The 13,372-nt window shown below is 39.8% G+C and carries 9 protein-coding genes; 7 read left to right on the top strand and 2 right to left on the bottom strand.

Features of this window, described 5'->3' with window-relative positions; genetic code table 11:
• Positions 1–32: 32 nt before the first annotated feature.
• Together AC58DT_RS02240 and AC58DT_RS02235 are read right to left on the bottom strand one after the other, a co-directional pair.
• On the bottom strand, positions 33–548 hold the full coding sequence (locus AC58DT_RS02240) for a hypothetical protein (protein WP_497215156.1): 516 nt from the start codon (positions 546–548) through the stop codon (positions 33–35).
• 9 nt (positions 549–557) lie between these two features.
• Complete coding sequence (locus tag AC58DT_RS02235) at positions 558–992, bottom strand: SRPBCC family protein (RefSeq protein ID WP_497215155.1); 435 nt, start codon at positions 990–992, stop codon at positions 558–560.
• Between the two features lie 208 nt (positions 993–1,200).
• Here AC58DT_RS02235 and AC58DT_RS02230 point away from each other — a divergent pair, with 208 nt between their 5' ends.
• The 7 genes from AC58DT_RS02230 (at position 1,201) to AC58DT_RS02200 (ending at position 13,370) form a co-directional block, all read left to right on the top strand.
• Positions 1,201–1,995, top strand: coding sequence for a polysaccharide biosynthesis/export family protein (locus AC58DT_RS02230; RefSeq protein ID WP_497215154.1), 795 nt, complete (start codon positions 1,201–1,203; stop codon positions 1,993–1,995).
• 6 nt (positions 1,996–2,001) lie between these two features.
• A complete protein-coding gene (locus AC58DT_RS02225; protein WP_497215153.1) occupies positions 2,002–4,476 on the top strand; it encodes a GumC family protein in 2,475 nt (824 codons plus the stop codon).
• A gap of 750 nt (positions 4,477–5,226) precedes the next feature.
• The gene (locus AC58DT_RS02220) at positions 5,227–6,513 is read left to right on the top strand and encodes a nucleotide sugar dehydrogenase (RefSeq protein WP_497215152.1); all 1,287 of its coding nucleotides are present in this window, start codon (positions 5,227–5,229) and stop codon (positions 6,511–6,513) included.
• 215 nt (positions 6,514–6,728) lie between these two features.
• Positions 6,729–7,703, top strand: coding sequence for an SDR family oxidoreductase (locus tag AC58DT_RS02215; protein WP_497215151.1), 975 nt, complete (start codon positions 6,729–6,731; stop codon positions 7,701–7,703).
• A 440-nt stretch (positions 7,704–8,143) separates the two neighbouring features.
• Positions 8,144–10,564, top strand: coding sequence for a beta strand repeat-containing protein (locus AC58DT_RS02210; RefSeq protein WP_497215150.1), 2,421 nt, complete (start codon positions 8,144–8,146; stop codon positions 10,562–10,564).
• A 585-nt stretch (positions 10,565–11,149) separates the two neighbouring features.
• Complete coding sequence (locus AC58DT_RS02205; RefSeq protein ID WP_497215149.1) at positions 11,150–11,995, top strand: ABC transporter permease; 846 nt, start codon at positions 11,150–11,152, stop codon at positions 11,993–11,995.
• 175 nt (positions 11,996–12,170) lie between these two features.
• Entirely contained in the window at positions 12,171–13,370 is a 1,200-nt protein-coding gene (locus tag AC58DT_RS02200) for an ABC transporter ATP-binding protein (protein WP_497215148.1), read from the top strand.
• Positions 13,371–13,372 lie beyond the last annotated feature (2 nt).

Raw genomic sequence — 13,372 nt, 5'->3', positions numbered from 1 at the left:
GGAATGAAGAATTACTTGAATAATTCAAATTTTTAAAAACGATTCTCCTTTAAATCCTTCGCCAAACTAGCGGTTTTCAACTTTTTATTCCTAAGAATATATGCCACATCCGACGTGTTGTCCACCATCAATTGTGTATGGTAATAATTGATGTGCTCCAGAATGGCGAAAAGATTTGCCGCAAAAGACCACAATACAATATCCAGATCAGACTCACTCCAGTTCACAATTAATAATTGAACAACTAAAATAACAGGCATGCCCATTATCAAAAGGAAATTAATACGTTTTGCCTTTTTGAAGAACTTTAAATTTTTCACCTGTGAAAACGGCTTTCCTTCCATCCGCCATAGCTTAAGTTGCCAATATTTTTGTCCTTGGTAAAGAATTAAAATACACACCAGCATGCCATAGAGAAACCAAATACTTTTTATAAAAGGATATTGTGTAAGAAAATAGATCGCCAAAAGGGGAAATGTGAAAAAAGCGTGGAATTTCTCCAAAGGATAGTACCAGCGCAATCTTTTAATCAACTTTTCTTTGCTCATTCTTACTATTTATTGACTTTCCGCAAAGGCCTTAAAATCCTGCAAATATTTCATGGATTGCTTTTTAAAGGCCCCGGGCATCAAAAGGCCCATCAGTTTCATAAAGCCCTTAAACTGAAATTCCTGTTCGGTGCTGTACTTGGTTTTATTGCCGGACAAGGGCTCAAAACTGTTTTTCACAATATTGAAAACCCCTTTGGCCTCATAGGTTGCTGTAAATTCTTCGGGCAGATTTTTGGCTGTTATGGTTTCTATCATTTCAATTTCCCGCTTTCCCATCTTGAATTCCAATCGGGATTTTGCGCCCACTTCGCCGGGCGTTCCGCTAATGTGTTCAAAACTTTCAAGACCTTCCATCCACTTTTTCATATTATCAACATTGTCAAAAAGCGCGACAACCTCATCCACGGGTTTATCTATGGTGATTGATACGGAATATTTCATAGGTGTAATTTTATGGAGAACATTCAAAAGTAAGATTTTTATCTTTAAGGATTGGACCAAGAATTTTAAAGAGCCCACTTGCGTTGCTACATTTCTTTTCAATTGCCCTTTATTTTCGCAACAATTTTCTGAAAATGTTCCAAGCCGAAAAAATGTTTCATTATTAAATGCGTTACTTTATATTTGTCCATTAACAACCCTATCTTTTATGAAGCTTACGTATGTATTGCTATTTTTAATTTTCGCTCTGTGCGCTACTTCCTGTGTAACAACAAAACAGCTTACCTATTTGCAGGAAAACACCAGTAGTACCGATACTTTGGCACTTTTGCGAAAAAGGCAGGAACCCTACCGACTTCAAATAAACGACCTGTTGAGTATCCGGGTAAAGGCTTTAGACCAGGAAACCGTGGGTATTTTTAACCCGATAAGCGATGCCAATCCAAACGCTACAGGTGAGGAAAGACTGTATTACGACGGTTTTGTGGTGGATGACCACGGTAATATCCGCATTCCGAGTTTGGGCGAGATGAATGTTTTGGGTTATACAGTTGACGAGGTTCGCGAACGCTTGGAAGAAATACTGCTTCGGGATTATTTTAAGGCCGAGGCAAATGTATTTGTAACCGTAAAATTGGCCGGAATCCGTTATACCATTAACGGTGAAATAGGCAGTCCCGGTTCAAAAATCATCTATCGCGATCAGGTTAGTATTATGGAAGCCATTGCCAATAGTGGCGATATTGAGTTAACGGGAGACCGCAGCGATGTGGTAATTATCCGCCAATATCCGGCAGGGCAGAAGGTACACCACATAGACCTTACAAAACTTGATGCTATGAATTCGCCGTATTATTATGTGAAACCGAACGACCTAATTTTGATTAACCCACTGCCGCAAAAATCATTGGGTACGGGTACCACTGGACTGCAATCATTCACAACTATTATTTCCATCACAACGGCTTTGGTTACTACCATTTTGTTGTTTACCCGATTATAAAAATATATGAGCGAGGAATTCGAAATAAACGAAACCCATACCACCTTTGATTTTAAAGGTTTTCTATTTAGGCTTGTACACCATTGGCCGCTGTTTTTGGTTTCTCTGATTATTGCTTTTTCCATAGCGTATTATATCAACGTCCGTAAACTACCTATTTACCAAATGGAAAATATGGTTTCCATAAAGGACGACCAAAACCCCTTTTTCACCTCTAATACCAGCCTAACCTTTAATTGGGGAGGTACTACTGATAAGGTGAATACAGCCGTTATCACCTTGCAATCCCGTTCGCATAATGAAAAAGTGGTGGAGCGCTTGCAATATTATATGGATTACCTGCGCGATGGAAAATACCAGCAGGTGAACGCTTATAAGCAGACTCCCTTTTTTGTGGAAGTAGATACTGCCAAAGCACAAATGCTTAACAAACAAATCAAGATTGTTTTTAAGGATTCGGTGAATTTTAATCTAAGTGTAGCCTTTGAGGAAGCAGGAAACATCAACCTTCAAAATTACAGCACAAAGGAAAGAAGCTCGAGGTTTGTGGATGCTGGCGAATTTTCACAGGATTTCAAAATCGGCGAACCCATACGGCTTCCCTTTTTTAATGGGGTTCTCATGCCCAATCCCGAAATGATCTCAAAACCGGGAACGCCCTATTATATTGTATTTCGAAACTATGATGGTATTGTAAAAAGATATCTTGGGGTACGCGTTGATCCAGAAAGTAAAGGTTCCTCCGTGCTTAGAATGAGGCTTACGGGCAATAACAAAGCACAGTTGGTGGATTACTTAAATACTTCCGTTGAAGTGTTAAGCGAAGATATGCTGGAGCGCAAAAACTTGTTCGCCACAAAAACCATTAAATTTATTGATAGCAGCCTTGCCATTAAATCAGCCGAACTTTCTACTGTGGAAGACGAGCTTAACCAATTCAAAAACAAAAATGCCATCTTTAATCTGGAAAGCGAAGGTTCTGAGATAAATGCTAAATTGAATGAATTGGATTTGCGAAAAGAATCCGTAAACCGTGAACTTAATTATTATAACACACTTCAGGATTATCTTATAAACCGTTCCGATTATAGAGATGTACCCGCTCCCTCAGTAGCAGGTATTTCAGAAGCTAGTGTAGTATCAGGGGTAGGAAAGATCGTTGCCCTTGCGGAAGAACGCAACAAGCTTCAGTATTCCTTTAAGGAAGGCGCCCCAATTTTTAATGATATTGACCGTCAGATTGATGCAGTCAAAACTGTATTGCTGGAAAATATTCGTTCCTCAAAAAGCTTAAAAAACCAGGAACTTACTTCCATCAACCGCGATATTGGGAGATATGAAGGAGAGATACGAAAACTTCCAAAGGAGCAACAGGATCTATTGAACATTGAGCGCCGCTATAACCTGAGTCAGGGAACATACAACCTGTTTTTGGCAAAGCGCAGTGAAGCGGGACTAGTAAAGGCTGCCAATGTAAGCGATGTGATGGTGATAGATTCCGCAAAGGATACAGGTGGCGGACAAATTGGCCCTAATACCCAGTTAAACTATATGATGGCCGGCCTACTTGGATTATTCTTTCCCTTGGTCTTTGTATTCTTACGCGTATTCTTTGATACCAAAATAAGCAACGTAAAGGATCTGGAACGGATTACTTCCATTCCGCTTTTGGGCATTATAGGGAAAAGCCCAATTGACAGCAACTTGGTAGTTCTTACCAAGCCAAAATCGGCTATGGCCGAAGCGTTTAGGGCACTGCGGTCAAGCTTGCAGTTCATATATAAAAAGCAGGGCATAAAAGGAGCCAAAACAGTATTGGTAACCAGTTCCGTCAGTGGGGAAGGAAAAACGTTCTGCTCGATAAACCTTGCTTCGGTATTTGCACTAAGTGAAAAAAATACGGTTTTGGTGGGGCTTGACCTTAGAAAGCCTAAGATTTTTGGAGATTTCAATATCAACAATGACGTGGGAGTAGTCAATTTTCTCATAGATGAAGCAGATATTGACACCGTAATTCAAAAAACCGAAATAGCGCATTTGGATGTAATCCCTTCTGGACCAATACCCCCAAACCCCTCCGAATTATTGATCAGTGAAAAATTGGATAATTTGATTGATGCTCTCAAGGAGCGCTATGATTATATTATTCTGGATTCCCCGCCATTGGGCCTTGTTTCCGATTCGTTGGAACTTATGAAACACGTTGACGCCACGCTTTATATGGCCCGTTTCAATTATACCCATAAAAATATGTTCACTTTTGTTAACGAAAAATACAAGACCGGCGAAGTTAAACATATTAGCATTGTCTTGAATGGCTATGTTGAAAAAGCAGGAAAAGGCTACGGTTATGGTTACGGCTATGGGTACGGCTATGGTTACGGCTACGGTACCTATGGCAATTACGGCAACGGATATCACGAACACATAAAACCCCCTACACTTTGGGATAGGGCAAAAAGGATTTTTAGAAGAAAGTAACATCTCCCCCAAACCCCCTCTTCAAAGAGGGGGCTTTTTAATTCTTCCGACAAATAAAATTCTGATTGACATCCCCCTAAATCCCCCTTCAAAGGGTAGCTTTTGATGCTTATAACAAAACATGATTTATTTCCGAAACTGGCCCCTCCCTTTGAAGGGAGGCGGGGGAGGGATGTTTTTTCGAGTAGAACCTTCTTTTTAATTAAAATTCTGATTGACATCCCCCTAAATCCCCCTTCAAAGGGGGACTATTGATACTTATAACAAAACATAAGTTATTTCCAAACCTAGCCCCTCCCTTCGAAGGGAGGCGGGGGAGGGATGTTCTTTAGAGTAGAATTTTCTTTTTAATTGAAATTCTGATTGACATCCCCCTAAATCCCCCTTCAAAGGGGGACTTTTGATGCTTATAACAAAACATGAGTTATTTCCAAATCTAGCCCCTCCCTTCGAAGGGAGGCGGGGGAGGGATGTTTTTTCGAGTAGAACCTTCTTTGTAATTAAAATTCTGATTGACATCCTCCTAAATCCCCCTTCAAAGGGTGGCTTTTGACGCTTATAACAAAACATGAGTCATTTCCGAAACTACCCCCTCCCTTCGAAGGGAGGGCGGGGGAGGGATGTTTTTACTTTTAACATCCTCTATTTCTATTAAAACCCGTAATTTTGCCGACCAAAGATGCCGATTGACGAAAAAACTTTAAAAACAATGGTATCAAAAGCAACAATAGTATCCCTAGCATCCACAAAATGAAACAAAACCCCTCAATCGCAATAATCGGCTTAGGCTATGTTGGCTTGCCGCTTGCCGCCGCTTTCGCTGAAAAATATAAAGTAATCGGTTTCGATATCAATTCAGAACGCATCAAGCAATTACAGCAGGGGCTTGACAGTACTTTGGAGCTTTCTTCCGAAGAATTGAAAAAAGCCTTGACACAATCCGAAGCTACCGGACTTATTGTTACGGACGATGCTTCTAAAATGGCTGAGGCTACGGTTTTTATAGTTACAGTGCCTACACCAACCAATAAGTACAATCAACCTGTATTGACACCGCTTCAAAAAGCTAGTGAAACTGTGGGGAAACTTTTGAAAAAAGGCGATGTGGTTATTTATGAATCCACAGTTTATCCCGGAGTTACCGAGGATATCTGTGTTCCTATCCTCGAAGTTTACTCACATCTTAAGTTCAATGAAGATTTCTACGCAGGATATTCTCCAGAAAGAATCAATCCGGGCGATAAGCAACATACCGTTACCAAGATATTAAAAGTAACCTCTGGCTCCACACCCGAAGCAGCTGAATATATAGATCAATTATATGCTTCAATAATAACGGCCGGGACCCATTTGGCACCTTCCATAAAAGTGGCTGAGGCCGCTAAGGTTATTGAAAATTCACAGCGCGATATCAATATTGCCTTTGTAAATGAACTTTCAAAAATATTCCGATTGTTGGATATAGATACCCAAGATGTTTTGGAAGCTGCGGGCACCAAATGGAACTTTTTAAAATTTACACCTGGCCTTGTCGGTGGACATTGTATAGGGGTAGACCCATATTATTTGGCACAGAAAGCACAGGAAGAAGGTTATAATCCAGAGATTATTTTAGCCGGAAGACGTATGAATGACGGTATGGGTAACTATGTGGCCCAAGAGGTGGTTAAATTAATGATCCAAAGGGAATGCAAGGTAAAAGGCGGACACGTACTCGTTATGGGTATTACCTTTAAGGAAAACTGTCCCGATATACGTAACAGTAAAGTGATAGATGTTATAGAAGAGTTGCGTAAATACAACCTCAACATAGATGTTTATGATCCGTGGGCAAAAGCTACCGAAGTATCCAATGAGTTTGGACTGCGTTTATTAAGCGAAGAAGGACAACTAAAGAAAAATTATGAAGCCATTATATTGGCAGTAGGCCATAGGGAGTTTTCAGATTTTAATGTAGAAAAACACAGGGCATCGCCGTCGGTAGTGTTTGATGTGAAATCGTTTTTTCCAAAAAATATTGTTGATGGATGTTTGTAGTTTTCGGTTCTCGGTTGTCAGTTTTCTGCTGTCTAATTATGCGCTTGTTGACGACTTTTATATTAATAAATAAAATTTTACAAATTCCATAAAAAGTAAACCACAAAGAACACAAAGAAGGCACTAAGGGACATTACAAAAATATTTGTGACCTTTGTGAAAAACGCAGTGTCCTCTGTGGTTAAAAGATAAATCCATAATTAACAATTAACGCTTTGCAAACTCCAAAATACCATACTACGGACCTCTCAAAACATGCTTTCCTAATAACTGGCGGTGCAGGCTTTATAGGCTCAAATCTTGTGGCTTATTTATTGCGAAATAATGCCAAAAAAGTTCGCGTGCTGGATAATCTGGCAACGGGTTTTATAAAAAATCTTGAACCATTTCAAAATAATCCGAGCTTTGAATTTCTGGAAGGAGATATTCGCGATTTAGAAACCTGCAAAAAAGCGATGGACGGTATTGACTATGTATCGCATCAAGCCGCCTTAGGTTCGGTTCCCCGCTCCATTAACGATCCTATTACTTCAAACGAAGTAAACGTTACGGGTTTTTTGAATATGCTCGTCGCTCAAAAGGAAAGTGAAACCGTAAAACGTTTGGTGTACGCAGCCTCCAGCTCTACTTATGGCGATAGCCAAAACCTTCCCAAAGAAGAAGACATTATCGGTAAACCGCTTTCACCCTATGCGGTAACAAAATTAGTGAATGAGCTCTATGCAGATGTGTTCTTCAAAACGTACGGCACACAAACCATTGGTTTGCGTTACTTCAACGTGTTTGGGCCCAACCAAAGCCCCACGGGTGCTTATGCTGCCGTAATTCCACTTTTTATGCAAGCGTTAAAAGATGAAAAGGCACCTACTATCAATGGCGATGGCGAGCAGACCCGTGATTTTACATTTGTCCAGAACGCCGTACAGGCAAACGTCCGTGCCTTTTTTGCTAAAGAAGAAGCTGTAAATGAGGTTTTCAACGTGGCTTATGGTGATAGAATAAGTCTGAACACACTATGGAAAGAATTAAAATCTATTTCTGGCAAAGAAGTAAAAGCAAACTATGGCCCACCGCGCAAAGGCGATGTACGCGATTCCCTGGCAAATATTGACAAAGCCCGAAAGCTATTGGATTATGACCCATTATTTTCAGTGAAAGATGGATTGAAACTTACTTGGGAGCAGTTCTGATTAGTTGTCGGTTTTCAGTTTTCAGTTTTCAGTTTTATTTAATTCACTACTGACTACTGACTACTGACTACAACTATTAACTACTAACTATTAACAACTAACTACTAACTATTCACTATTCACGTCTCACAGTTCACAATTCACAGCCCAAAAAACCTACTTCTAGAAGAATTCCCCTCGATTTTAACAATTTCAAAATGTTAAAGTTTTAAATTCCTACAATTTAAGCACTTACTCAATATGTATTTTTCCTACATATTTTAACCCTTTGTCGAAAATCAAAAACGTCTTAACGAATATTTTGAGCATTTTGTATCAAAAAGCCCGTAGAGCTAAGTATAGCTTAAAAAATTTGCGTTTTTTTCACTACTTCCATATCATTGTTATGCCCCTTATCATAATAATTTCGTTTTAATTTTAAAACTATTTTTATGAAAAAAATGTACACTCCCCAGGGGCTTGCTTTTAGTATTTGCGGTCTCTTTTTAATTCTTTCATTTAGCACTTTTGCCCAAGTTGGTATTGGGAATACAAATCCAAATGACGATTCGCTTCTCGAAATTGGTGATGCCACCACGACTACAAAGGGTTTGTTACTGCCAAGAGTAAATCTTGTAAATACATCAAATTTTGCCCCCATGACGGCCCACGTACAAGGCATGGTCGTGTATAACAAAAACACAGCTGGCGATGTTACTCCGGGCTATTATTATAATGATGGTTCGCAGTGGGTGCGCCTTGCCACCGATGCACCAAATAACGATTGGGGCCGTTGGGGAAATGCGGGTACCGTTCCGGGAACCAATTTTTTGGGCACTACAGATGACATTGCCCTAAGAATTAAAACAACATCTTTCGATCGTTTTGAAATAACCAATGGAACAACCCAAGCAAATGGAGGAAGACTAAGAGCATATACAAATGGAGATGCTTCATCACCTATCTATTCTTGGAACGCTAACGTGGGAACAGGGATGTTTCAACAGGCAGCCAATGTGATAGGTTTTTCTACAAATGGTACTGAACGATTTAGGATACCAAATTCAAATCAGGTACATGCCAATTCAAATGGAACTGCGGCATTGCCTTTTTATTCCTGGGTTTCAGATCCAGATATTGGAATTTACAGAAGCGCTGCAAATACATTAGCAATTTCAACTACTGCCACAGAACGAATGCGTTTTCTTGCTAATGGTCAAGTAGTAATTAATGATACAGGAGCACCAATTGCAGGGGATCGTTTAACTGTACAGGGTGCAAATAATGAATATGCTATAAATGGTTATGCATCTGGGGCAGGTGGTGTAGGTATATATGGAGAAAACGCTACAACAAATTCAGTAGGTGTATTTGGGAATGTAGCTGTAGGATATGGAGTGTATGGGCAAAGTACTGGTGGTGGTATTGGCGTGGATGGTTATAATCCTGCTGCGGGTCTTGGCGTAAGAGGTTTTAACGATGGAGTAGGGATTGGTGTAGCAGGTTATAACACTTCTAGTGGAACAGCAGTATACGGTTGGAATCAAGGAACCGGGAATGGTGTTAGGGGGGATGCGGGCAATGCTAATAATGGTGTGTATGGTCAAAATACTGGAACTGGTAGTGGTGTTTATGGAATATCCAATAATGCAGGTGGATTTGGAATTAGTGGTTTTCATATAAGTGCTACAGGAACAGGTCTTTTAGCCACTGGAAATAATATTCCTTTATCTTCATACTTAGCCTCTGGAACCGGAATTGCTTCAAATGGTGAAAATGGTATATTTAGTCATGGTAGAGTTGCAACTGGTACAGGTGTTATTGGAACTGGAAATAATAGTACATCAATCATTACAAATACAAATGGCGGCGGCGTTGCAGGTAGTGGGACCCGAAATGGAGTGTTTGGTTATGCTGGTTTGGGAGCTGTAGCTAATGGTAATAGAGGAAATGCAGGAGGCATTTTTATGTTAGATACAGATAATAACGTCAGTAACAATGGCGCAAATAATAACAATGGAATTAGAGCAAGTGCTGTAATTGCAGGGTTTGATAATATTGCTTTTAATGATAATTCAGGAACCTCTTTTCCAGCACGGGATAGTTATTTCGGAGGATATTTTAGCGGAGGTACCGTAAGAACAGGTGGAGCCGCAACTATCCCTTCTTATGCCTATGTTGGTTTACGATATGAAACCGTCGGTGATGGCCTATCCGGAACTGATTTTAAAATAGTGGGGCCAGGAACTGTATCTACTCTTATAAATGATAGCAATAACGTACCGCGAATTATGTTTGCGCCAGAAGCACCAGAAATCGTGTTTCAGGATTATGGCGTAGGGCAGTTGGTAAATGGTCAGGCGTATATTGCATTAGATCCTGTATTAAAACAATCATTACATATAGATAGCGAACATCCTTTAAAGGTTTTTGTTACTTTAGAAGGGGATTGTAATGGTGTGTATGTTACAAACAAATCAGCCGATGGTTTTACGGTAAAGGAATTACAAAATGGAACTAGCAATGTGCCTTTTTCGTGGCAAATTGTTGCAAACCGAGCAGATACTAAAGACGCAAATGGTAGAGTGGTTTCAAAACATGTAGGTCTTAGATTGCCAGAAGGGCCAGGACCACTTAACCTTACTGCGAAAAATAATGAATCAATTACAGATACTAGAAAAAATGAAATTAAAACACCAGTAAGAAGTCAATTACAAGATGTTGCAAAAATACCTATAAAGTCTAATGGTGCTAGTGAAGCAAGTGCTGATGTGAAAAACAATGAACAACAAACGCAGCCTATTTCCATTCCCTCAGAAGTTCAAGTAGAAAAGGTTAATACACCTGCCACTTCTGATATTTTAAATACGAAGGAAAAATGAAAAACTTTATCTAAATAGTTTGTTGAAACCCTGCAAGCCAAAAAAGCTTTGCAGGGTTTTTTATTACCTCCAATTTGCTCCTTTGTCAGTTTTGTCAGTTCGAGTGTTCGCCGAGGCACGAGGCGAATGTATCGAGAACGGGATCGGCGCCACAACCCCAAACATGGTCCCGAGTGTTTTTTGCAAAGCGGAGCGGAAAAAAAAGCCTGTTCTAATAGCTTGTCGAAGTGCCAAATCTCGAATTAACGAATCCCAAATCCCAAATCCACAACAGACAACCGAGAACAGACAACCGAGAACAAACAACCCAAATAAGGTCTCAATACAAACTTGAGCTAGTTACCGCTCCCCCAAATCCACTCAACCTGACAGTTAAAACCTGAAACAAGAAACAAGAAACAAGAAACCAAAAATCCCAAATCCCAAATCCCGAATTCCAAAATCCCCAATCCACAACGGACAACCGAGAACCGACAACCGATAACAGATAACCGATTAACCGACAACCGACAACAGATAACCGACAACAGTTTAACCAAAATCCCTATCTTAGCCCCAAAGAATAAAACCCGCTCCCCAAACCCAATGGAACTGGAAACCAAAGTCTATCAAAAAGAAAATAACCTTCGTATAGGCAAGTTGCTGAAAGAGAGCCTGGCCGATATAGCGCGGTCGAGGTTTTTGTCCTTCCAATTGGCAAAGCGTGACATACAAGCACAGTACCGCCAGAGCTATCTGGGTATTATTTGGGCGTTTGTAACCCCTCTTGCTACGGCCTTTGTTTGGATATTTCTGAACAATTCAGGAACGGTACGCGTTACCGATACCGGAATACCGTACCCAGTTTATGCCTTTTCGGGTACTTTGTTGTGGTCTATTATTACCGAATCCATCAATTCGCCTATGACCAGTACCAACAGCGCCAAGTCCATCCTGTCAAAAATCAATTTCCCAAAGGAAGCATTAGTAGTTTCGGGCGTATATAAGCTCTTGTTTAATAGCTCCATAAAAGTATTGCTGTTATTGGTGTTTATATTCTTTTTTGGAGTAGGCTTTCATTGGAGTCTTTTGCTTTTTCCACTGGCTATTTTGGGCGGGGTATTGTTTGGTACTACCCTTGGGTTGTTTATCACCCCCTTAGGGATGCTTTATAAAGATATTGGCCGCTTGATAGGCTTTGGGCTGGGCTTTTTGATGTACGTTACACCTGTGGTCTATGCTATTCCCAAAGACGGTATAATGAAAACGGTAATGGAATTAAACCCTTTTACCCCAATAATTTTAACAGCCCGAGACCTAGCCGTAGGCATGCCCCCAGCACATCTCACCTATTTTTTAATAGTAATAGCTTGCTGTATCCCCCTGTTTTTTATTGCTTTGTTGTTCTATAGAATTTCTATTCCTATTTTGGTTGAGAGGATGAGTGCTTGATAGTGAATAGTGAGTAGTGAATAGTGAGTAGTGAATAGTTAATAGTGAATAGTGAATAGGATTTTGATAATGTCTTTCGAATAACGAATAACGAATAACGATTAACGATTAACGAATAACCCAATAACCCAATAACCCAATAACAAATCAACAAATCCCGAATCCTGAATCACCAATGAACGAAGTCCTAGTATCCGTTGAAAACCTCTCCAAAAAGTTCTGTAAAGACCTTAAGACCAGCCTATGGTATGGGGTAAAGGATTTGGCCAGTGGGTTAAGCGGGAACCGCAATGAGCGGGAGCTACGCCCCAAGGAGTTTTGGGCAGTTAAGGATATTAGTTTTGAGCTGCGCCGCGGCGAGTGCTTGGGCCTGATAGGCCATAATGGAGCCGGAAAGTCCACACTATTAAAAATACTAAACGGACTTATTAACCCAGATGCCGGCAAGGTAACCATTAAAGGGCGTGTAGGTGCGTTAATAGAATTGGGCGCGGGTTTTAACCCAATACTTAGCGGCAGGGAAAACATCTATAACAACGGTGCCATCCTTGGTTTTACCCGAAAGGAGATAGACCAAAAAGTAGAAGAGATTATAGACTTTGCTGAAATACGCGAGTTTATCGATATGCCCGTACAAAACTACAGCAGCGGGATGAAGGTACGCCTTGGCTTTGCCGTGGCGGCACAGATGGAACCGGATGTGTTGATTATTGACGAGGTGCTTGCCGTGGGGGATTTGGGCTTTGTATTAAAATGTTTTAAACAAATAGATACCATTTTGCCTAAGACTGCCATTGTTTTTGTCTCGCATAGTATGCCGATGGTGTCGCGAATCTGTAACCAGATAATATTAATGGATAAGGGTGAGGCCATTTTTCAAGGAGATGAAGTCGGCAAGGCAATTGATAAGTATTACACTCGGTTTGCAGATAATGAAAGTAATGTGGTTTTTGATGATGGGAGTATTTTACTAAAAGAGGTTAAATTAATTGACAACAATTCCAAAGAAGTTCTTAGTGAAATCTCTTGGGGTGAAAATCTTAATTTTTATTTTTCTTTCGAATTAAAAAGGGCTTTTGAAGTTCCTATATTTTATATTACTTTATATGATAAAGAACAAAGGCCAATTGCATTAATGAATTGTAATGATTCTAATTCGAAGATTGAAATTAATAATAACCATATAAATTTTTATATTACACATCAAAATAATCAATTGTCTAAAGGAATTTACTCAATCAGTATTTCGGTAAATAATTCAATTAACAAATCACCTATGTTGCGTATTAATGGAATATTGTCATTTCAGATAATACATAGTTTTGAAAATTGGCAACCTTTTCTTTTAAAAACTGAATTCACTAATTCTATTTAATT

The organism is Aequorivita sp. CRS11, from assembly GCF_059693805.1.
This window is presented reverse-complemented; position numbering and strand designations above follow the sequence as displayed.